The following is a 20,114-nucleotide window of genomic DNA, read 5'->3' on the forward strand; positions in this document are numbered from 1 at the left end:
CGCGCTCACTCGGTGCACCTCGCCCCGCTTGCGGGGAGAGTCGGATTGCATCGTCAGATGCAATCCGGGTGAGGGGGTACAGGTCTTACCACGAACACTTCCCGTGCGGTGGCCCCTCACCCCAACCCTCTCCCCGTGAAGAACGGGGCGAGGGAGCAGACCGGCGATGCCGCGCCGGCTCACGACAATCGAGGCATCTTGCATGACCTCAATCATGACTTCGAAACGACAGTAGCTTGCTACTCCAGATGTGCCTTCGGGCTCGTCGATTGCAGATGCAGCTCGCCCTTCAGCTTCACGAGGCCCTTGTCGAAGGCGACCTTGCGCAAGAGATCTGGCCGATCGGAGATGATGCCGTCGACACCGATGTCCATCAGCCGCGCCATATCGTCCGGCTTGTTGACGGTCCACACCACGACCTGAAGCCCGAGCGCGTGCGCCTCGCGGATCAGCTCCGGCGTGACGTCGGCGAAATAGGGCGACCAGATCTTGCCGCCGGCGGCGTGGATGGTTGATGGCAGCGAGCCGCCGTGATCGGCGGGGTTGAAGCCGGCGGTCCAGCGCGTCGCCTCGGTCAGCGACACCGTCGGCGCTTTGCCACGTTGCAGCGACAGATAAACGGTTGGAATCTGGGGCGCGCGCTGCTGCACCAGCTGCAAGGTGCGCCAGTCGAACGATTGGATCGTCACGCGGTCGGTAAAGTGCTCGGCCTCGATCAGGCCGAGCAGCAGGCTCACGAACCGCTCAGGGTCGGGTGCCTCATTCGGAAAGGCAGGATCGAGCTTGGTCTCGATATTGAGACGCGTCCGATCGATCTGGGCGGCGAGGTCGATGACCTCCTTCAAGGTCGGAATTCGCAATGCGGAAAATTCCGTGCCGGGCGGGACCTGCTGATCCGGAAACTGCCTCGCGTAGTCGCTGCCTGGACGGATGCGGCTGACGTCGTAGGACTGCACCTCGGCGAGCGAGAGATCGACCAGCAGCGGCCCCGGCGCGCCCACATAGTTGCCGCCGCGATCGCGCGCAAGATCGGGGTTGAGCCGCCGCTCATGCGAGACCACGAGTACGCCGTCACGTGTAACGCCGACATCGAGCTCGAGCGTGTCCAGACCGACATGCGAGACCAACGCCATGCCGAAGGCAAGCAGCGTATTCTCGGGAAACAGCGCGCGTCCGCCGCGATGAGCTTGGACGTCAAAGGCGATGGCTGGGCTCGCAAGCCCAAGCATCAGCAGAGTTGTGGCGAGCAAAACGGCGGAGCGGCGCATGGCACCAGCCTACCATGAAACCTCGGATTGCCCATGCCCCTTGTCTCCGCGGGCCTTCTGAACTAGGCCTTTGCCATCAGGCCGGCAGACAATGCCGGTCGTGGATCGAGGGGAGGCGATCCGCGCGCGCTGCAGTGCCGCGCCTGCATCCCTGAAGTCCCTCCTCCTCGACCCTTGTTTCTCGAGTTCACGTGTAGCGGACCATGCCCATGACCGACCTTCCTGTCCTCATCGCCGGCGGCGGCATTGGCGGCCTCGCGACGGCGCTGACCCTGCAGCAGATCGGCGTGCCCTGCATCGTCTATGAGAGCGTGCGCGAGATGCGGCCGCTCGGGGTCGGCATCAATTTGCAGCCCAATGCGGTGCGCGAGCTCTATGACCTCGGCATCGGCGCCGACGATCTGGACCAGATCGGCGTGCCCGCGAAGGAGTGGGCGCTGGTCGGCCTGAACGGCAACGACATCTATTCGGAGACGCGCGGGCTGCTCGCCGGCTACAACTGGCCGCAATATGCCGTGCATCGCGGCAAGCTGCACATGCTGCTGCACAGCCGGCTGGTGCAGCGCGCGGGCGCTGCGACCGTGCGGCTCGGCAGCCGCGTGACTGGCTATGAGAAGAATGCCGATGGCACGGTGACCGCCCGCATCGAGCATGCCGACGGCTCGCGCTCCGAGCAGCGCGGCCGGCTGCTGATCGGCGCTGACGGCATCCACTCGGCGGTGCGCGCGCAGATGCATCCGACGCAGCCGCCGATCCATTGGGGCGGCGCCGTGATGTGGCGCGGCGTCACCTGGGCGAAGCCGATGCGCACCGGCTCGTCGTTCGTCGGCCTCGGCACCCATCGCCATCGCGTCGTGGTCTATCCGATCTCGCATCCCGATCCCAAGACGGGGCTGGCGCTGATCAACTGGATCGCCGAAGTGACGATGGACAACACCGAGGGCTGGAAGCAGACCGGCTGGTTCCGCCAGGTGCCGGTCAGCGAGTTCGCGCATCATTTCGCGGGCTGGACCTATGACTGGCTCGACGTGCCCGCGCTGATCGCCGGCGCCGACGGCGCCTATGAGAACCCGATGATCGACCGTGATCCGGTCTCGACCTGGGTCGACGGTCCGGTCGCGCTGCTGGGCGACGCCGCGCATGCGATGTACCCGACCGGCTCGAACGGCGCGAGCCAGGCGATCGTCGACGCCCGCGTGCTCGGCACCATGCTGCTGGCCCACGGCGTCACGCCGGCCGCGCTCGCGGCCTATGACGAGAAGCTGTGCGGCCCGATTTCGGCGGTGATCCTGCGCAACCGCGGCGCCGGCCCGTTCGGCCTGCTCAATCTCGTCGACGAGCGCTGCGGCGGCAAGTTCACTAACATTGACGAGGTGGTGCCGCCTGCCGAGCGCGACGCGTTCATGGCCAACTACAAAAAGGCCGCCGGATTTGCGATCGAGCAGCTGAACACGGCGCCGCGCACGATCGCGGAAGGGGCGAGGGTCGAGAGCCTCGGGGCGATCTGAGGCCTGCCTTGGGCGACGTGATCTGAACCGGTGCATACGAGCCGTCACCGAAACAGCCGCTCAGCGGAGACCGCCATGCTCCGACGATCAGGCCGACTGTCGCTGGCCGCCGTGGTCCTGATGCTGTCGGGTCAGCCCGGCCTTGCCGCAGGCTGCAGCAACAGAGCTGCGACGCCGCAGCTCGTCGGCCCGATGATCATGGCCGGCTTCTTCGGGACCAAGCCGTCGGATCCGGGTTTCCAGCAGCTGCTCGCCGATCTGGAGGAGGGGCTGATCGGCGGTGTCGTCATCCTCGGGCGCAATGTCGGCACAGCGGATGATCTCACAGGGATGATCGAGCGGATCCGGTCCTGCAAATGCGCGGCGCCTCCGTTCATTGCCATCGACGACGAAGGCGGCACCGTCGAGCGGCTCGGGACGAATGTCGGCATGGCCGAAACACCATCGGCTGCAGAGGTCGCTCGGGGCTCCATCACCGCGGCGCGCAGCACCTACGCCGCACTCGCCGGGAAGCTCGCGAGGCTGCACATCAACATCAATCTCGCGCCGGTGGTGGACCTCAACACCAACCCGTCGAACCCGATCATCGGACAGCGGCAACGCAGCTATGGCAGCGATTCCGACACCGTGGTGCGCTATGCGGCGGCGTTCGTCCAGGCGCACCGAAACAGGGGCATCCTGACGGTGCTGAAGCATTTCCCCGGGCATGGATCGTCCACCGCCGACAGCCATGCCGGCATTGCCGACGTGACCAAGACCTGGTCGTCATCGGAGCTGAAGCCGTATCGACGGCTGATGCGGCGTGGGCTGGCTGGAGCGATCATGGTCGGCCATCTCGCTCATGCCGTCCGATGGGGCGGCGTCGCCACCCAGAGCGGCGGGCATGCGATCGACCGCCTGCTGCGGCGCGACCTCGGCTACGACGGCGTCGTCATGACGGACGACCTCGCCATGAAAGCCATCCTCGACGCCAAGCCGCCGGCCGCCGCCGCCGTCGATGCCGTCAAGGCGGGCGCTGATATCATCATGTTCACCAAGTTCAGCGACGAGGACCAGACCTCGGATGTCGGCCGCGAGATCAACGGCGCGCTGACAGAGGCGGTGTGCTCGGGCGAGATTGAAGCCGGCGCGCTGCAGCGCTCGGTCGCGCGGATTCGGCATTGGACGTCGGGTTGGAAGCCGCCCGGCGGCCGCACGCCGGCACAGCGGCACGTAAGCGTGGCTCCACTCGGCACATCGGCCGGTGGCTATGGATCCCGGCGTTCGCCGGGATGACGGCGGAGTGTATGACGCGATCGTGCCCAACAGATGGTGTCGTCCCTGCGAACGCAGGGACCCATAGCCACCGGCCGGCTTGAGGGAGCAGGGCTGGAGCTACCTGCCTGCCTCCTCACATGATCCTGTGGTTATGGGTCCCTGCGTTCGCAGGGACGACAGCGGAGTTTGCCGAGATCGCAGTGCCGTAGGGTGGGCAAAGGCGCACGCACGCTTCTACGACACGGCATCATGCCAGAGCGCAGTGCCCACCGTGCACGGGGATCGACTGCGGTGGGCACGCCATCACGCGGCATTCGCCGCGTGCTGTCTTTGCCCACCCTACAAAAAGGCAGTCCTATTGGCGCTTACGCGTACCTGCCGTGGCAGTGCTTGTACTTCTTCCCCGAGCCGCAGGGGCAGTCCTCGTTGCGGCCGATCTTGCCCCAGGTGGTGGGGTCGGTCGGGTTGCGGGCTTCGGCTGGGACCGGCGCGGCGGCGGAGGACGGCACCAGGGAGACGTTGGCGAAGGCCATCTCGTCCTCGCCGGTGTGGGGGTCGGCGTGGTGCGCCTGCATCGGCGGCAGCGTCTGCTGCTGCTCTTCCGGCGGCACGATCTCGACCCGCATCAGCTGCGCGGTGACGGCCTCGCGCAGGTGCGCGATCATGGCCTCGAACAGCGTGAACGCTTCCGACTTGTACTCCTGCAGCGGATCACGCTGGCCATAGCCGCGCAGGCCGATGACCTGGCGCAGATGGTCGAGCATGATCAGGTGCTCGCGCCAGAGGTGGTCGAGCGTCTGCAACAGGATGGTCTTCTCGACGTAGCGCATCACGTCGGGGCCCCATTGCGCGACCTTGGCGGCCATGCGCTCGTCGGCATGGGTCTCGATGCGCTTCAAGAGCTCCTCGTCGGCGATGCCCTCTTCCTTGGCCCAGGCATCGACCGGCAAATCGAGGTCGAGCACGCGCTTCAATTCGTCCTTCAAGCCCGCCACGTCCCACTGCTCGGCATAGGCGTGCTCGGGCACGTGCTTGCTGACGAGGTCGTCGACGAAGGCGTGGCGCATGTCGGTGATGGTCTCGACGACGCTCTCGTCCTGCATCAGCTCGACGCGCTGGTCGAAGATCACCTTGCGCTGGTCGTTCTGGACGTTGTCGAATTTGAGCAGGTTCTTGCGGATGTCGAAGTTGCGCGCCTCGACCTTCTGCTGCGCCTTCTCCAGCGCCTTGTTGATCCAGGGATGGATGATGGCCTCGCCTTCCTTAAGGCCGAGGCGAGTCAGCATGCTGTCGAGCCGGTCGGAGCCGAAGATGCGCATCAGATCGTCTTCGAGCGACAGGAAGAATTTCGAGCGGCCCGGATCGCCCTGACGGCCGGAGCGGCCGCGCAGCTGGTTGTCGATGCGGCGGGATTCGTGGCGCTCGGAGCCGATGATGTACAGGCCGCCCGGCTTGACCACAGTCTTGGCCGCCTTCGAGCCCTTGGCCGGCTCGATCTCGACGGTCTCCTCAGCCTTCAGCACGATCTCGCGGAAGCGGGCGATGTCGGCCTTGATCTGCTCGATCTTGGCGGCCTTCTCGGCCTCGTCGGTGATCCCGGCGGTCTCCTGCTGCAGACGCATGTCCAGCGAGCCGCCGAGCTTGATGTCAGTGCCGCGGCCGGCCATGTTGGTCGCGATCGTGATCGCGCCGGGCACGCCGGCCTCGGCCACGATGTAGGCCTCCTGCTCGTGGAAGCGCGCGTTCAGCACCGCGAACAGTTTTGCCGGCTTGCCCGCGCGGGCGGCCGCATAGAGCTTGTCGAGCGCGGCCGGCTGGCCGAAATCGATCTGCTTATAGCCGTGCTGCTTCAGATAGGCCGCGAGCACCTCGGACTTCTCGATCGACGCGGTGCCGACCAGCACCGGCTGCAGGCGCGCATTGGCGCGCTCGATCTCGGCGAGAATGGCGGCGTATTTCTCCTGCTGGGTGCGATAGACCTCGTCGTCCTCATCGAGACGCGCGACCGGCAAATTGGTCGGGATCTCCAGCACCTCGAGCTTGTAGATGTCGAACAGCTCGTCCGCCTCGGTGGCGGCCGTGCCGGTCATGCCGGCGAGCTTGGAATACATGCGGAAGTAGTTCTGGAAGGTGATCGAGGCCAGCGTCTGGTTCTCGGGCTGCACCGGCTGGTGCTCCTTGGCCTCGAGCGCCTGATGCAGGCCCTCGGAATAGCGCCGGCCTGGCATCATGCGGCCGGTAAACTCGTCGATGATCACCACCTCGCCGTCGCGGACGATGTAGTCCTTGTCCCGGGTGAACAGCGTATGCGCGCGCAACGCCTGATTGATGTGGTGCACCACCGAAACGTTCTCGACGTCGTAGAGCGACTCGCCCTTGAGCTGGCCGGCGTCGCGCAGCAAGGTCTCGATCTTCTCCATGCCGGCTTCGGTCAAGGTGACCGTGCGCTGCTTCTCGTCGACCTCGTAGTCGGTCTTGTCGAGCTTCGGCACGAAGGTGTCGATGGTGTTGTAGAAGTCGGAGCGGTCGTCGAGCGGGCCGGAGATGATCAGCGGCGTGCGAGCTTCGTCGATCAGGATCGAGTCGACCTCGTCGACGATGGCGAAGAAGTGCCCGCGCTGGACCATGTCCTCCAGCCGGTACTTCATATTGTCGCGCAGATAGTCGAAGCCGTATTCGTTGTTGGTGCCGTAGGTGATGTCGCAGGCATAGGCCGCCTTGCGCTCAGCATCGTCGAGGCCGTGCACGATAACGCCGGTGGTCAGGCCGAGGAAACCGTAGATCTGGCTCATCCAGCCGGCGTCGCGGCGGGCGAGGTAATCGTTCACCGTCACGACGTGGACGCCCTTGCCGGCCAGCGCGTTGAGGTACACCGCGAGCGTCGCCACCAGGGTCTTGCCTTCGCCGGTCTTCATCTCGGCGATGTCGCCCTCGTGCAGCACCATGCCGCCGATCAGCTGCACATCGAAATGGCGCTGGCCGAGGGTGCGCTTGGAAGCCTCGCGGACGGTGGCGAAGGCCGGGACCAGGATGTCGTCGAGCGCCTTGCCGTCGGCGAGCTGCTTCCTGAACTCCTCGGTGCGCGCCTTGAGCTGCTCGTCGGTCAGCTTGGCGAGCTCCGGCTCCAGCGCGTTGATGGCATTGACGCGGGACTGGTAGCCCTTGACGCGGCGGTCATTGGCGGAGCCGAAAAGCTTACGGGCGAGCGCGCCGATCATTGCTGAAATCCTGCCTCTATGGGTCTGCGTAGCAGCCGTAACTCATGGTTTGGGTTTGCTGTTCCCGGCGTGATGCACCGCAGCACCCGCGCCAGGCTCGAACGTCGGCGCCATGAGGCGGCCGTCAGATGAGTGGGAGACGAGCAAACCAGGGTTCAACGGCCAAAAACGCAGTAAAATAAGCGCTATCGCCCTTGAAGCGATCGGGCAGAGATATGGCTGGGGGGGAACGTTGTCAACGGCGCCCGACAGCGGGACTTTGCCCTCAAACCTGTCGCCGATTTCACGAAATTGACAGACTTTTCGCGTTGCCAAGGCACCGCGATTGGGCGAGTGTCCCCGCCGCCCTGAGGCCACGCCCCTGGAGCCCCCTCTTCCAAGACAAGGATTTTCCATGACCAAGTCGTTCCCGGTTACGAAAACCGGCCTGCGCTTCGGCCTTGCTACCGCTATTGCCGGCAGTCTCGCATTGTCGCTGCTGGTCGCCCCCGCGCGCGCCGCCGACGATGCCAACCCGGTGCTGGCCAAGGTGAACGGTGCCGAAATCCGCAAGAGCGACGTCACGCTCGCCGAGGAGGAGCTCGGCCAGAGCCTGGCGCAGATGGACCCGGCGACCAAGGACGAGAACGTGCTGTCGTTCCTGATCGACATGAAGCTCGTTTCCAAGGCGGCCGAGGACAAGAAGGTCGCCGACAGCGAGGAGTTCAAGAAGCGCCTCGCCTTCACCCGCAACCGCCTGCTGATGGACAGCCTGCTCGCCAGCGAGGGCAAGGCCGCGACCACGCCGGACGCAATGAAGAAGGTCTATGAGGAGGCCTCCAAGCAGATCGGCGGCGAGCAGGAGGTGCACGCGCGCCACATCCTGGTCGAGACCGAGGACGAGGCCAAGGCCGTCAAGGCCGAGCTCGCCAAGGGCGCCGATTTCGCCGAGCTCGCCAAGAAGAAGTCCAAGGACCCCGGCGCCTCGGATGGCGGCGATCTCGGCTTCTTCACCAAGGAGCAGATGGTGCCGGAATTCGCCAACGTCGCCTTCGCGATGGAGCCGGGCAAGATCTCGGACCCGGTGAAGACCCAGTTCGGCTGGCACGTCATCAAGGTCGAGGAAAAGCGCAACCGCAAGCCGCCGGAGTTCGACCAGGTCAAGAGCCAGATCGAGACCTACGTGACCCGCAAGGCCCAGGCCGACTACGTCGGCAAGCTGCGCGAGTCCGCCAAGATCGAGCGCCTGGACAAGCCGGCCGCTGCCGACGCTGCCAAGCCGGCGGACGCGAAGCCGGCCGAACCGGCGAAGAAGTAAGCGGCCGGGCCGCTCGGCTTGAGACGCGACATACGCGCGTCATAAACAGTGTCGTCCCGGCCTCCGCGCCGGGACCCATACCGCGTGATGTCGGGAATGGGCACGCGGCCGATACCGCGGATCACGGCTAAATCCTGTGGTTATGGATCCCCGCGTTCGCGGGGATGACACCGTCGGGGCCGCAAGCCTCTCCCGCATCATTGACCGAGATGATACAGAGCGCTTCCCGCAATCTTCCGCCGGAAGCCTCTCGATGTCCTCAGCCGTCTCCCCGCTCGCCCCGACCGAAGTCCCCGAGATGCCGGCGCTCGCCGGCGTCAGGCTTGCGACCGCTGCGGCCGGCATCCGCTACAAGAACCGCACCGACGTGCTGCTGGCGCTGCTCGATCCCGGCACCACCGTCGCTGGCGTGTTCACCAAGTCGAAATGCCCCTCCGCCCCGGTCGAATGGTGCCGCGCCAAGCTCAAGGGCGGCAAGGCGCGCGCCCTGGTGGTCAACTCCGGTAATGCCAACGCCTTCACCGGCAAGACCGGCAAGCAGTCGACGGCGCTGACGGCGGCGATCGCCGCCAAGGCGGTCGGCTGCAAGCAGGACGAGATCTTCCTCGCCTCGACCGGCGTCATCGGCGAGCCGCTCGACGCCACCAAGTTCGACGGCGTGCTCGAAGGCCTCGCCGGCACCGCTGAGGCCGGCGACTGGATGGGCGCGGCGCGCGCCATCATGACCACCGACACCTTCCCGAAGGTCGCGACCGCCACCGTCAAGCTCGGCAAGGCTAAGGTGACGATCAACGGCATGGCCAAGGGCGCCGGCATGATCGCGCCCGACATGGCGACGATGCTGTCCTTCATCTTCACCGACGCGCCGATCACGGCGCCGGCGCTGCAGGCACTGCTCAAGGCGGGCGTCGAGGACACCTTCAACGCCGTGACCATCGACGGCGACACCTCGACCTCCGACACCCTGCTCGCCTTCGCGACCGGCGCCGCCGCGGCCAGGGGCGCGGCGAAGATCAGCCGCATCAGCGATCCCAACGCCAAGGCGTTCGTGAAGGCGTTCAACGCCGTGCTCGCCGACCTCGCCGAGCAGGTCGCGCGCGACGGCGAGGGCGCGCGCAAGCTGGTCGAGATCGTCGTCGAGGGCGCCAAGAGCAAGCCGTCGGCGCGCCGAATCGCGATGTCGATCGCCAACTCGCCGCTGGTGAAGACCGCGATCGCCGGCGAGGACGCCAATTGGGGCCGCGTCGTCATGGCCGTCGGCAAGGCCGGCGAGCCGGCCGATCGCGACAAGCTGTCGATCTCCTTCAACGGCATCCGCGTGGCGTCGAAGGGCGCGCGCGATCCGTCCTACGACGAGACCGAAGTCTCCGAGGCGATGAAGGCGCAGACCATCCAGATCAAGGTCGCACTCGGCCTCGGCAAGGGCCGCGACCGCGTGCTGACCTGCGACCTGACCAAGGAGTATGTCGCGATCAACGGCGACTACAGGTCCTGAGAAGGTCAGAGTTGCTCGCTGACGTGGACGGTGACCTCGACTCCCTTGGTCACCGGCCGGTTGAGCGCATCGGCCCCGTGCCGGACGTAGGCGAAATGGTCCTCGCCGACGAAGCCGGGGCTCGACCGATAGACGACGTGTTGTCCCTGGACGGTGGCCGCGCCGTGGCTCGGGGAGGACAGCAGGCGGACGCTGACCATCGGCCCGCGTGAGCCGAGAACCATGATGCTACAGCGCCTGCCGGTCTTGGCGTACATGTGTCCCTGAACGGTCTGGTTTTCCAATGTCCGGATCGACGGCACCACGCAATCGGCGGCCCGTGCTCCCGCAGAGAGAGCTACGGTCAGCACACAGGACAGCACGGCAAGTTTCATCATGATCATCCCCCCGTTCAATTAAAGGCCCGCACTGACGGCACGTCAGATTGGCGGTCGAATTAACATGTCCCTATGCGCGCATCCGCCGGCCATCAGTTCGCAACAAGTGCGTCCGGCATGTTTGCACGTCACAGCTTCTGGCTCACCTGGACGCGCATCTCGACGGTCGACGTCCGCGGCCGGTTGATCATATCCAGCCCCTTCCAGGCGTAGACGAAGTGGTCTTCGCCGATGTAGTTCGGATGTGAGACATAGGTCACCCGAAGGCCGCGCACCACGGCGCGGCCGTGGCTCGGCGGCTCCAGCACCTGCGCGGTGAAGGTCGGACCGCCCGACCGCACCAACACCATGCTGCAGCGCTTGCCGCTGATCACCATCATCTGGCCCTGCACGGTCAGACCGCCGATCGTATGAACTCTCGGTGCCCAACAATTCCTGGCTTCGCTCGGACTGCACGCTGCGGCCAGCACGACACACGACAATGCAAGCTTGATCATAACGCCCCCGGTTACAGGACGTAATGCTACGTACCGTAACGGAACAAATCAAGCCATCCTGTGGATTGCATTCCGGCGGAGATCAACCCGCGATACGCGCGTCGGCGATGGCCCGATCGAACAGCTTCTGCAGCGCGTCCGAGATGCCTTGGGTCGGTGAGACCTCGAAGTAGAAGCCGTCGGAGGCGCAAGCCTGCATGTTCTGCGCGATTTCGCTGTTCGGCGAGGGACCGAACGGTCCGGCGTTGAACGGGTCGATCCAGTTCATGTACCAGTTGTTGGTCGGCAGTTGCAGGTAGGTGGTGTACAGCACGGCGATCTTGATGCCGCGGCTCTTGAGCGTGGTGCACAGCGCCGGATTGATCGGGGACTGGCAGCGGTTGCCGCTGGCCTTCGGCTTCAGACAGGCGGCGTTGCTTTCGTCAGCCACGCCGTCCGAAACGAAGAACAGGTATTTGAGCGGCGAGCCCGTGGTGCCGTCGCCGGGCGTCGAGATCTCGTTGTTGATGGCCGGGAACACGGTGGTGAACGGCGTATCCTTGTCGGCCGTGTAGGAATCGTTGTTGCCATACACCCCCATGAGGTCGATGCCTCCGGCTGCGCTTTTGGCACTGGACAGATTCGACGACAGCGCGAACAGCGACCGCAAGCCGATGGTCTTCGACGCGGCCCCGAAATCATAAAGCGCCATGCGGAACTGGTTCGGGTAGGTCTGCTTCTGCATCGCCCTGTCCATCAGCTGCTGGGTGGCGCTGCGCAGCACGTCGATGCGCGTGGTGACTCCAATGCTCTTTGCGAGATTGTAGAAGTTGTTGGAGTCGTTGTAATCGTGGCAGGCGAAGGCACAATAACGGTTGCTGCCGTACTTGCCGTCGGAAGTCGCGTTGACCATCTTGGTGACGTCGTCGGGCGTCGCCGCGACACCCATCGACGGCGAGTTGTCGAGCAGCAGGTAGAAGTCGACATATCTGGGCATCGAGGCCGTCGCCTTCGACGAGCCCTGCAGCGTCATGGTCTTGATGCCGACGACCGTCATGAACATCATCGGCACGGTGGCCGAGTACGACACGCTGGCCGTGAGGACCGCGCCAGTCTTCTTCACCTCCGGCGTCAGGCTGTTGAGCGTGTAGCCCGACGTGCCGGACATGTTACCGTTGAAGAGCTTGGTGGCGTCGTCATTGCCGGCGGCGATCACGCCGTCCGAGGTCATGCTCCCCGCCGCGATGAAGGCCGGGGATGTGCGGGACACGGCGCCGACCGAGGCGGCGTCCACCGCAGACTGCAGCTTGGCGCGCATCTGGTTGGCGCGGCTGTAGTCGACGCCGCAACCGACCGCCGAGATCACCGGCACGCAGACGATGGCGAACGTCACGGCAACGTTGCCGCTGGCGCTACGGCAAAAGCGAGCGAGAAGATTCGACAAGTGGCGCATGGATGAAGCCTGACAGGCAGTTTGGCGGCGCGGCGGATGGCCGAAAAACTAGGCGTCGGGCGTTTAAGGTTCGCTTAGCCGCTCCGTGGAAACCCGGATCGATGCGGCTGCAGTTAAGCGCGCGTTAACGGCACCGGTGGCCGCCCGAATGGCGCCTCATCGGATGCGGATCGTCAGTTGGTGAGCCGGACCGGCGCCGCCTTGCTGAACAGATAGGTGAACGAATCCTGAATCGTGGCAAGGTCGGCGGCGGCCAGGAAATTGTCGCCGGCGCAGGCCTTCAGCGCGATCGGGATGTCGTCCACGCGCGTGGCGCCGCCGAGGCTGCCCGGCTGGCCGAGCGTCGCCTTGTATCCCCAGTCCCAGGGCATCGGGTAGTAGGGCGTATTGATGATGGCGATCGTCACGGAATTCCTGGTCAGCGAGGTGCAGAAACCGGTGTTGAACACCCGCACCTGCGAGCGCAGCGAGGTCTGCGAGGTCCAGGCACGCGTCGGATCGTTGACGCCGTCGGTCGCGATGATGACCATCTTTTGCGGCGTGGCCGACGTGCTGCCGTCGCCGCCGGTGCCGACGGTGGAGACGAAGCTGTCGATCAGGCTGTCGAACGGCGTGGCCGCCGCGGCATCGTTGTAGGCGAGACCCGGCGCCGGAAAATTGTTGCCGACCGAGGTGAAGTTGGAGGTCAGCGGCGACATCTGGGTCAGCTGATTGTCGAACGACCACAGTCCGACCTTGACGTAGTTCTTATAGACGGAGCTGCCATTCAGATAAGTGAGAAGTTTCTGCACGCCCTGATTGACCACCTGATAGCGCAGCAGCACGTTGTTCTTCAGCGCATAGCTGTAGGAGTCCGTGCCATCGGTCGTCTCGTGGCAAGCCAGGGTGCAGCCGGTCCCATTGTTCATCTGGGTGATGCCGGCCTGCGTGGCGGGCAGCAGCATGGACGACGAAATGTCGACCAGCAGATAGACGTTCACATAGGGCTGCATCGTGGCCGACGATTTGGATTGGGCGGACAGTTGCATCGTCGGCAGACCGGCGATGCGCATGAAGGAGGTGTTCATCGCGCTGCTCGCGGATCCGACACCCGAGAGCTTGCGGCCGCTGACCGTGAAGGTCAGGGTCGGCGTTGCGCTCATGCCCTCGGTATTGCCGCTGAAGAACGCGCTTGCTGCGGCGTTGGCCTTCGCGATCGCGGCCGACTGGCTCGCCCCGGAATCGAGTGCCGCCTTGCCGGCGGCGACGCCGGCCAGCACGGCTTCGTCGACGGCCATCTGCAGCTTGGTCCGCAACCTGTTGGCCATCGAGTAGTCGACACCGGCGCCGATGAAGGCCAGCAGGGGCACGCAGGCGATGGCAAAGGTGATCGCGATGTTGCCACGCTGGTCGCGACGAAAACGGCGGAGATGATCGAACAGCCAACGCATCAAATGCCCCCGGTGAAAACAGGGAACCGGAGTACAATCGAACCACTTAAGGGGCGCTTGCCCCAGTTCCATACCGTCCCGTCGAGTTCCGTGGATTTGCGGGGATCGTGCGAATGGGTTAACGCTCGGTAAATTTCGTCACCCGTGAAGCCATGCCTGACCTCAAGCTGACCCTCGTCGTCGCCTGCGCCCTCGTCGACGCCGACAATCGCGTGCTGCTGGCGCAGCGGCCGCCCGGCAAGACGCTCGCCGGCCTCTGGGAATTTCCCGGCGGCAAGCTCGAGCCCGGCGAGCGGCCGGAGGCCAGCCTGATCCGCGAGCTCGACGAGGAGCTCGGAATCACCGTGCGCGAGGCGTGCCTGGCGCCGCTGACCTTTGCGAGCCACGCCTATGAGACGTTTCATCTGCTGATGCCGCTCTACATCTGCCGCCGTTGGGAAGGCGTGGTCACCGCGCGCGAAGGCCAGCAATTGGCCTGGGTGCGTCCGAACAAGCTGCGCGACTACCCGATGCCGCCGGCGGACATTCCGCTGCTGCCGCATCTGATCGATCTGTTGATTTGAGGCGCGACGCCGTCCTCACCTCCACTCGTCATGCGCGGGCTTGACCCGCGCATCCATCACCTTGCGAAGAGGATGGATCGCCGGATCAAGCCCGGCGATGACGAGTTTGCTCATTCGCGGTCACCAGCGCCCTGGCTGCGCTTCACCGCCGCCTCCAAACTCGCCGTCGCCGAGCCTGGCTTCAACGGCTTCTGCTGGCTCTCATGCGGCGCCCAGCCGGACATCCAGATGATGTCGAAGGTGGCGCGGATGCGGCCGTCGGGATCGGCGAAACGTTCGGCATAGATTTCCGCCATGCGCAGCAAGGTGGCGCGACGCAGCGGCGTGCGGCGGCGCTCGACCAGGCTGTTAGCCGCGCCCATGCGGCGCAGGTCCTGCATCAGGCCGAACGCGCTGGCATAGCGGACGACGACACGGTCGACATCGGTGACGGGCAGCGCGAAGCCGGCCCGCTGCAACAGCCCGCCGACATCGCGCAGATCGGCGAACGGCGCCACCCGCGGCGACACGCCGCCTTCGCATTCGGCTTCTGCCGCCGCGAAGGATTGCCGCAGTTCGGTGAGCGTATCGCCGCCGATCATCGCCGCGAGCAGCAGGCCATCCGGACGGAGAGCACGCCGGATCTGCACGAGCAGCCCCGGGAGATCGTTGACGAACTGGAACGCCAGCGCTGACAGCGCCAGATCGAGCGATTGCGGCGCCAGCGGCAGCGTCTCGGCGGCCGTGTCGGGCGCAGCAAGATGCACCAGCTGCGCAACCTGTCCGACCAAATGCGGTTTCAATCCGGCGCCCGGCGTCCAGATGTCCGCGACATCGGCGAAGGATCGGTTCACCGCGGCGAGGCGATCCACGAGATCTTCGGCAACACGCTCCAGCAGGAAAGTCTCAGGCGAACGCGCAGCACGCCGCTGCCTGAGGCCGAGCAAGGCACGATCGAACAGAACGGGGGCGCTGGCAGGCTGTGTCATCGAGGCTGGTTACGACGATCCCGGCGGACGGGCAATGCGTAGTCGCTTGAGCCGGCTGCAGAGCCACGCTAACCTATGATGGTCGAGCCGAAATTGGCGCTCGGCGCCCGGGTCGATTGCGATCATGCTCACGGTTCACCTTCGCGACATCAGCAACGAGGTGGTCGATGCGTGGCGTGTCGCGTTCGGCGACCTTGCAGGCGTGCACATCTCCCACGGCAGCATTCTGGAGCAATCCGCCGACGCCATCGTCAGCCCGGCCAACAGCTTCGGCTTCATGGATGGCGGCATCGACCTGCACTACGTGCGCCACTTCGGCTGGGAGCTCCAGACCACGTTGCGCGACGTGATCGCCGAGCACCATTACGGCGAGCTTGCGGTCGGTCAGGCGATCATCGTCGCAACCGGACATCCTGTCCCCCGTTTCCTGGTCTGTGCTCCGACCATGCGCGTGCCGTCACGCATCGACGATACGGCCAATGTCTATCTCGCATTTCGTGCAGCGCTCATCGCGGTGCTGGGACACAACAGAACAGCCCCGACGCCGATCTCATCGCTGCTGGTGCCGGGCATGGGCACGGGCATCGGTGCCGTGCGGCCGGAGCAGGCCGCCCGCCAGATGCGCGCCGCCTATGATGCGATCATCAACGGCCATGGCGTCCGGAGCAGATCGGCGCGCGCGATCCTCGGGGAGCACCATGATCTCCTTGCCTGATCCGGTGCGCTCGGCGTTCGGGTCGCTCCACAGCGCCTGCGCCCACATAGCCAAGCTCGCGCTCGACATTGCACTCCCCACCCTGTGCATCTCCTGCCGCGAGCCGGTCGACGGCGAGGGCGTGTGCGCCGCCTGCTGGGGCAAATTGTCGTTCATCGAGCGGCCCTACTGCCCCAAGCTCGGCATCCCCTTCGTCTACGATCCCGGCCCCGAGCTGCTGTCGATGGAAGCGATCGCGGCGCCCCCGGCCTATGCCAGGGCACGGGCGGCCGTGCGCTATGACGAGGTCGCGGGCACGCTGGTGCATGCGCTGAAATATCAGGACCGCACCGATCTGGCGCCAATCATGGGCCGCTGGATGGCCCGCGCCGGCCGCGAACTGCTGGCCAACGCCGACCTGCTGGTCCCGGTGCCGCTGCATTGGCAGCGCGGCTTCAGCCGCCGCTACAACCAGTCCGGCGCACTGGCGCGGGTGATCGCCCGCACCAGCGGCGTCCGCCTCAGCGGCGATACGCTGCGCCGGGTTCGCGCCACCGAGCAGCAGGTCGGGCTGTCGCGGGCGCAGCGGGCCAGCAATGTCCAGGGCGCATTCCAGGTATCAGCTGACCGCCTGCACACGGTCCAGGGACGCCGCATCGTGCTGGTCGACGACGTTCTCACCACCGGCGCGACGGTGGACGCCTGCGCCCGTGCCCTGCTGCGCGCCAAGGCGGCCGAGGTGAGCGTGCTGGTCTTCGCCCGGGTTGTCGATACCCCGCGCGCCACCATATAATCCGGCGCACCGTAACAGCTGAGCGCGACATGACCGCTGCGATCGAAATCTACACGCGTCCCGGGTGCGGCTACTGCACCGCCGCCAAATCGCTCCTGACCCGCAAGAACGTTCCGTTCACGGAGCACGATGCGGGCAAGGATCCGAGCATCCGGCAGAAGATGTACGACCGCGTCGGGCCGGGCTCCACCTTTCCGCAGATCTTCATCGGCAACGCCCATGTCGGCGGCTGCGACGATCTCTATGCGCTCGACCGTGAGGGCAGGCTCGACGCGATGCTGGCTGGAGACAAGGCGACATCATGAGCAACGACCGCAGCTTTACCGCCGCCATGGTGCAGATGCGCACCTCGCTACTGCCCGAGCCGAGCCTCGAGCAGGGCACCAGGCTGATCCGGGAAGCGGTCGCGCAAGGCGCGCAATACGTCCAGACGCCGGAAGTGAGCAACATGATGCAGCTCAACCGGACGGCGCTGTTCGAACAGCTCAAGAGCGAGGAGGACGATCCGTCGCTCAAGGCCTACCGCGCCCTGGCCAAGGAGCTGAACATCCATCTGCACATCGGATCGCTGGCGCTGCGCTTCTCGGCCGAGAAGGCGGTGAACCGGTCGTTCCTGATCGGGCCCGACGGCAACGTGCTGGCGAGCTACGACAAGATTCACATGTTCGACATCGACCTGCCGGGCGGTGAGAGCTATCGCGAATCGGCCAACTATCAGCCGGGCGAGACGGCGGTGATCTCGGATCTGCCGTGGGGCCGCCTGGGACTGACGATCTGCTACGACGTCCGCTTCCCCGCGCTGTACCGCGCGCTGGCCGAGAGCGGCGCCTCGTTCATCAGCGTCCCCTCCGCCTTCACCCGCAAGACCGGCGAGGCGCATTGGCACACGCTGCTGCGCGCCCGCGCCATCGAGACCTGCTGCTTCGTGTTTGCCGCCGCGCAATGCGGCCTGCACGAGAACAAGCGCGAGACCTTCGGCCATTCGCTGATCATCGATCCCTGGGGCGAGATCCTCGCAGAGGGCGGCGTCGAGCCGGGCGTGATCGTGGCGCGCATCGATCCGGCGCGCGTCGAGAGCGTGCGTCAGACCATTCCCTCGCTGCAGCACGGGCGCCGCTTCGGCATTGCCGATCCCAAGGCCGGCCCTGACCATCTGCACCTGGTGCGGGGCTCGGCATGATCCGCTACGCGCTGCGCTGCGAGCGTGACCATACGTTCGAGAGCTGGTTTGCGAGCTCGTCGGCCTATGACGCCCAGGTCAAGCGCAAGCTGGTGGAATGCCCGTCCTGCGGCTCGACCAAGGTCGAGAAGGCCATCATGGCGCCGCGCATCGTCAGCAAGAAGGGACGCGACGCGGCACCGGTGCCCACCGCAGCCGCTCCGGCGCCCGCTCCCGCGCAAGAGGTCATTCCGCCCGGGCCAACGTCACTGCTGATGGCCCAGGAGCGTGAGCTGCGCGCCAAGCTCAAGGAGCTGCGCGACCACATCGTCAAGACCGCCGACGACGTCGGTGAGCGCTTCCCGACCGAAGCGCGCAAGATGCATTACGGCGAGACTGAGCACCGGCCGATCTACGGTGAGGCGTCGCTCGACGAAGCCCGCGAGCTGATCGAGGAAGGCATCGAGGTCGCCCCGATCCCGGTGCTGCCGGACGACCGGAATTGACGATCCGGAATGATTGCGTCCGAGAACACGAAGCCGCGTGAATTGGAAGCAAACTCTCGCAGCATTCTCCGTCATTGCGAGCGCAGCGAGGCAATCCAGGGCTGCGCGTAGGACTCTGGATTGCTTCGCTGCGCTCGCAATGACGGTTGAGATGTCTGGAGCTGAACTGCGGCCTAGCCCTGAGATGCAATTTTCCTCCGGGAGTTGACCATGTCCCCCCTCTCCTCCTCCTGGCAGCTCTGGGCGTTGTTGTCGGCGCTGTTCGCCGCGCTGACCGCGATCTTCGCCAAGGTCGGCGTCGAAGGGCTCAATTCCGATCTCGCCACGCTGATCCGCACCGCCATCGTGCTGGTGACCTTGGCGATGATCCTGTTCGCGACCGGCCAGCTCACCAGCCCCGGCCCGATCTCGACCAGGAGCTGGATCTTCCTGACGCTGTCGGCGCTCGGCACCGGCGCCTCGTGGCTGTGCTATTTCCGCGCCCTGAAGCTCGGACCGGCGACATTGGTGGCGCCGATCGACAAGCTCAGCGTCGTCCTGGTCACACTGTTCGGCGTCGTCTTCCTCGGCGAGCGGCCCTCGCCGCAGGGCTGGATCGGCATTGCGCTCATTGCCTGCGGCGCCGTGCTGATCGCCATCAAGGGCTGACTACAGCGCGATCAGCAGCGCCACGCCGGCGACGATCAGCGCGATGCCGCAGATCTCGCGCAGCGAGGCCGATTGCTTGAACGAGTAGTACGACACGGCTTGCGCGAACAGCACCTCGACCAGCGCCAAGGTGCGGACGTTCGCAGCTGCCGTGAGCGCGAAGGCCAGGAACCAGAACTGCGAGGCGAACGCGCCGACGAAGCCGGCCATCATCGACGGCCGCCATAGCGAGAGAATTCCGCGCAGGATGTTCGGTGCGCGCGCCAGCAGATAGACGGTGAGGATCGCCGTCTGCACGAACAAGCCCCACACCAGCGTGGTCGACGCCGCGGTCACGAAGGATACGCCGTCGACCGTGATGATCGCGCCGCGAAAGCCGACCGCCGACAGCGCGAACGCTGCCGCTGCGACCAGTCCCGTGACCGTCGGCTTCAACTCGGCGAAGCTCTTGTCGCCACCCGGCCTCAGCGCGGTGATGACGACGCCGATGGTGGCGATCAGGATCGCGACCACCTTCGGGATCGACAAGGGATCGCCGAGAAAGATGAAGCCGAAGATCGCGGTCTGGATCGCCTCGGTCTTCAGATAGGCCGTCGTGACCACGAAGGAGCGATCGGTCATCGCCAGCAGCATCAGCCCGGTGGCGACGATCTGGCTGAGCGCGCCGAGCAGCAGCCACGGCCAGAAACTCGCCGACGGCCATGGCAGCCGGTCACCGGTCGCCAGCAGCACCACCGTCAGGAACACCAGTGAGAACGGAAACCCGAACAGAAAGCGGATATTGGTCGCGCCCCAGGTGCCGAGCTTGGCCGTCAACGACCGCTGCATCGCATTGCGCGCGACCTGGCCAGCCGCGGCAACCAGCGTGAACGGGATCCAGAGCGAGGTGATGGAGAGCATGGGCGAAACTGCGCGACGGTGAGGGGTGCACCGTGGCGAGCGCCGCGCGCCGGGTCAACAGCGCAGACGAAGGTTCAGCCGCATGTCAGGAATGCAGCGGTTTG

General features: G+C 65.7%; 19 protein-coding genes. 11 read left to right on the forward strand and 8 right to left on the reverse strand.

Annotated features, from left to right (window positions below):
• Positions 1-239 precede the first annotated feature (239 nt).
• Positions 240-1,268, reverse strand: coding sequence for a glycerophosphodiester phosphodiesterase (locus ACQR07_RS13620; RefSeq protein WP_434902785.1), 1,029 nt, complete (start codon positions 1,266-1,268; stop codon positions 240-242).
• A 209-nt stretch (positions 1,269-1,477) separates the two neighbouring features.
• Between ACQR07_RS13620 and ACQR07_RS13625 the strand changes: the two genes are divergently transcribed.
• Both ACQR07_RS13625 and ACQR07_RS13630 read left to right on the forward strand, forming a co-directional pair.
• Complete coding sequence (locus ACQR07_RS13625; RefSeq protein ID WP_434902786.1) at positions 1,478-2,776, forward strand: flavin-dependent oxidoreductase; 1,299 nt, start codon at positions 1,478-1,480, stop codon at positions 2,774-2,776.
• 75 nt (positions 2,777-2,851) lie between these two features.
• On the forward strand, positions 2,852-4,051 hold the full coding sequence (locus ACQR07_RS13630; protein ID WP_434902787.1) for a glycoside hydrolase family 3 N-terminal domain-containing protein: 1,200 nt from the start codon (positions 2,852-2,854) through the stop codon (positions 4,049-4,051).
• A gap of 347 nt (positions 4,052-4,398) precedes the next feature.
• Here the strand turns inward: ACQR07_RS13630 and secA are convergent, their stop codons facing one another.
• Positions 4,399-7,251: a preprotein translocase subunit SecA gene (gene secA, locus ACQR07_RS13635; RefSeq protein WP_434902788.1), complete on the reverse strand. Its 2,853-nt coding sequence runs from the start codon at positions 7,249-7,251 to the stop codon at positions 4,399-4,401.
• Positions 7,252-7,645: 394 nt separating this feature from the next.
• Between secA and ACQR07_RS13640 the strand changes: the two genes are divergently transcribed.
• Together ACQR07_RS13640 and argJ are read left to right on the forward strand one after the other, a co-directional pair.
• On the forward strand, positions 7,646-8,548 hold the full coding sequence (locus ACQR07_RS13640) for a peptidylprolyl isomerase (protein ID WP_434902789.1): 903 nt from the start codon (positions 7,646-7,648) through the stop codon (positions 8,546-8,548).
• A 253-nt stretch (positions 8,549-8,801) separates the two neighbouring features.
• Positions 8,802-10,043, forward strand: coding sequence for a bifunctional glutamate N-acetyltransferase/amino-acid acetyltransferase ArgJ (argJ, locus tag ACQR07_RS13645; protein WP_434902790.1), 1,242 nt, complete (start codon positions 8,802-8,804; stop codon positions 10,041-10,043).
• A 5-nt stretch (positions 10,044-10,048) separates the two neighbouring features.
• Here argJ and ACQR07_RS13650 read toward each other — a convergent pair whose 3' ends face one another.
• The 4 genes from ACQR07_RS13650 to ACQR07_RS13665 form a co-directional block, all read right to left on the reverse strand.
• Entirely contained in the window at positions 10,049-10,420 is a 372-nt protein-coding gene (locus tag ACQR07_RS13650; protein ID WP_434902791.1) for an Ig-like domain-containing protein, read from the reverse strand.
• A 128-nt stretch (positions 10,421-10,548) separates the two neighbouring features.
• Positions 10,549-10,800 (reverse strand): Ig-like domain-containing protein, encoded by a 252-nt coding sequence (locus ACQR07_RS13655; RefSeq protein WP_434902792.1) that lies wholly within the window; start codon positions 10,798-10,800, stop codon positions 10,549-10,551.
• 199 nt (positions 10,801-10,999) lie between these two features.
• The gene (locus tag ACQR07_RS13660) at positions 11,000-12,349 is read right to left on the reverse strand and encodes a TadE/TadG family type IV pilus assembly protein (RefSeq protein WP_434902793.1); all 1,350 of its coding nucleotides are present in this window, start codon (positions 12,347-12,349) and stop codon (positions 11,000-11,002) included.
• A 173-nt stretch (positions 12,350-12,522) separates the two neighbouring features.
• The gene (locus tag ACQR07_RS13665; RefSeq protein ID WP_434902794.1) at positions 12,523-13,779 is read right to left on the reverse strand and encodes a TadE/TadG family type IV pilus assembly protein; all 1,257 of its coding nucleotides are present in this window, start codon (positions 13,777-13,779) and stop codon (positions 12,523-12,525) included.
• Positions 13,780-13,931: 152 nt separating this feature from the next.
• Here ACQR07_RS13665 and ACQR07_RS13670 point away from each other — a divergent pair, with 152 nt between their 5' ends.
• The gene (locus ACQR07_RS13670) at positions 13,932-14,342 is read left to right on the forward strand and encodes a (deoxy)nucleoside triphosphate pyrophosphohydrolase (protein ID WP_434902795.1); all 411 of its coding nucleotides are present in this window, start codon (positions 13,932-13,934) and stop codon (positions 14,340-14,342) included.
• A gap of 110 nt (positions 14,343-14,452) precedes the next feature.
• Here ACQR07_RS13670 and ACQR07_RS13675 read toward each other — a convergent pair whose 3' ends face one another.
• A complete protein-coding gene (locus tag ACQR07_RS13675; protein ID WP_434902796.1) occupies positions 14,453-15,310 on the reverse strand; it encodes a methyltransferase domain-containing protein in 858 nt (285 codons plus the stop codon).
• Positions 15,311-15,434: 124 nt separating this feature from the next.
• On the opposite strand from ACQR07_RS13675, the gene ACQR07_RS13680 reads away from it, so the two are divergent.
• The 6 genes from ACQR07_RS13680 to ACQR07_RS13705 all read left to right on the forward strand — a co-directional run bounded on the left by ACQR07_RS13680 (position 15,435) and on the right by ACQR07_RS13705 (position 19,110).
• Positions 15,435-16,025: a macro domain-containing protein gene (locus tag ACQR07_RS13680; RefSeq protein WP_434902797.1), complete on the forward strand. Its 591-nt coding sequence runs from the start codon at positions 15,435-15,437 to the stop codon at positions 16,023-16,025.
• Entirely contained in the window at positions 16,009-16,797 is a 789-nt protein-coding gene (locus ACQR07_RS13685; RefSeq protein WP_434902798.1) for a ComF family protein, read from the forward strand. Before ACQR07_RS13680 ends, ACQR07_RS13685 begins: the two co-directional genes overlap by 17 nt.
• Positions 16,798-16,826: 29 nt before the next feature.
• Positions 16,827-17,102 (forward strand): glutaredoxin 3, encoded by a 276-nt coding sequence (grxC, locus tag ACQR07_RS13690; protein ID WP_434902799.1) that lies wholly within the window; start codon positions 16,827-16,829, stop codon positions 17,100-17,102.
• Positions 17,099-17,977, forward strand: coding sequence for a carbon-nitrogen hydrolase family protein (locus ACQR07_RS13695; RefSeq protein ID WP_434902800.1), 879 nt, complete (start codon positions 17,099-17,101; stop codon positions 17,975-17,977). The genes grxC and ACQR07_RS13695 overlap by 4 nt, the downstream gene beginning before the upstream one ends.
• The gene (locus tag ACQR07_RS13700) at positions 17,974-18,462 is read left to right on the forward strand and encodes a DUF1178 family protein (protein WP_434902801.1); all 489 of its coding nucleotides are present in this window, start codon (positions 17,974-17,976) and stop codon (positions 18,460-18,462) included. Before ACQR07_RS13695 ends, ACQR07_RS13700 begins: the two co-directional genes overlap by 4 nt.
• Positions 18,463-18,672: 210 nt before the next feature.
• Positions 18,673-19,110: an EamA family transporter gene (locus ACQR07_RS13705; RefSeq protein ID WP_434902802.1), complete on the forward strand. Its 438-nt coding sequence runs from the start codon at positions 18,673-18,675 to the stop codon at positions 19,108-19,110.
• Here ACQR07_RS13705 and ACQR07_RS13710 read toward each other — a convergent pair whose 3' ends face one another.
• Positions 19,111-20,010 (reverse strand): EamA family transporter, encoded by a 900-nt coding sequence (locus ACQR07_RS13710; RefSeq protein ID WP_434902803.1) that lies wholly within the window; start codon positions 20,008-20,010, stop codon positions 19,111-19,113.
• Between the last annotated feature and the right edge of the window lie 104 nt (positions 20,011-20,114).

The organism is Bradyrhizobium sp. HKCCYLS20291 (assembly GCF_051167715.1).
Lineage (GTDB): Bacteria > Pseudomonadota > Alphaproteobacteria > Rhizobiales > Xanthobacteraceae > Bradyrhizobium.

Bases quoted from the DNA above. Each gene is read 5' to 3' on its own strand.
- ACQR07_RS13620 (WP_434902785.1), bottom strand. From the start codon at position 1,268: ATGCGCCGCTCCGCCGTTTTGCTCGCCACAACTCTGCTGATGCTTGGG.
- ACQR07_RS13625 (WP_434902786.1), top strand. From the start codon at position 1,478: ATGACCGACCTTCCTGTCCTCATCGCCGGCGGCGGCATTGGCGGCCTC.
- ACQR07_RS13630 (WP_434902787.1), top strand. From the start codon at position 2,852: ATGCTCCGACGATCAGGCCGACTGTCGCTGGCCGCCGTGGTCCTGATG.
- secA (WP_434902788.1), bottom strand. From the start codon at position 7,251: ATGATCGGCGCGCTCGCCCGTAAGCTTTTCGGCTCCGCCAATGACCGC.
- ACQR07_RS13640 (WP_434902789.1), top strand. From the start codon at position 7,646: ATGACCAAGTCGTTCCCGGTTACGAAAACCGGCCTGCGCTTCGGCCTT.
- argJ (WP_434902790.1), top strand. From the start codon at position 8,802: ATGTCCTCAGCCGTCTCCCCGCTCGCCCCGACCGAAGTCCCCGAGATG.
- ACQR07_RS13650 (WP_434902791.1), bottom strand. From the start codon at position 10,420: ATGATGAAACTTGCCGTGCTGTCCTGTGTGCTGACCGTAGCTCTCTCT.
- ACQR07_RS13655 (WP_434902792.1), bottom strand. From the start codon at position 10,800: ATGATGGTGATCAGCGGCAAGCGCTGCAGCATGGTGTTGGTGCGGTCG.
- ACQR07_RS13660 (WP_434902793.1), bottom strand. From the start codon at position 12,349: ATGCGCCACTTGTCGAATCTTCTCGCTCGCTTTTGCCGTAGCGCCAGC.
- ACQR07_RS13665 (WP_434902794.1), bottom strand. From the start codon at position 13,779: ATGCGTTGGCTGTTCGATCATCTCCGCCGTTTTCGTCGCGACCAGCGT.
- ACQR07_RS13670 (WP_434902795.1), top strand. From the start codon at position 13,932: ATGCCTGACCTCAAGCTGACCCTCGTCGTCGCCTGCGCCCTCGTCGAC.
- ACQR07_RS13675 (WP_434902796.1), bottom strand. From the start codon at position 15,310: ATGACACAGCCTGCCAGCGCCCCCGTTCTGTTCGATCGTGCCTTGCTC.
- ACQR07_RS13680 (WP_434902797.1), top strand. From the start codon at position 15,435: ATGCTCACGGTTCACCTTCGCGACATCAGCAACGAGGTGGTCGATGCG.
- ACQR07_RS13685 (WP_434902798.1), top strand. From the start codon at position 16,009: ATGATCTCCTTGCCTGATCCGGTGCGCTCGGCGTTCGGGTCGCTCCAC.
- grxC (WP_434902799.1), top strand. From the start codon at position 16,827: ATGACCGCTGCGATCGAAATCTACACGCGTCCCGGGTGCGGCTACTGC.
- ACQR07_RS13695 (WP_434902800.1), top strand. From the start codon at position 17,099: ATGAGCAACGACCGCAGCTTTACCGCCGCCATGGTGCAGATGCGCACC.
- ACQR07_RS13700 (WP_434902801.1), top strand. From the start codon at position 17,974: ATGATCCGCTACGCGCTGCGCTGCGAGCGTGACCATACGTTCGAGAGC.
- ACQR07_RS13705 (WP_434902802.1), top strand. From the start codon at position 18,673: ATGTCCCCCCTCTCCTCCTCCTGGCAGCTCTGGGCGTTGTTGTCGGCG.
- ACQR07_RS13710 (WP_434902803.1), bottom strand. From the start codon at position 20,010: ATGCTCTCCATCACCTCGCTCTGGATCCCGTTCACGCTGGTTGCCGCG.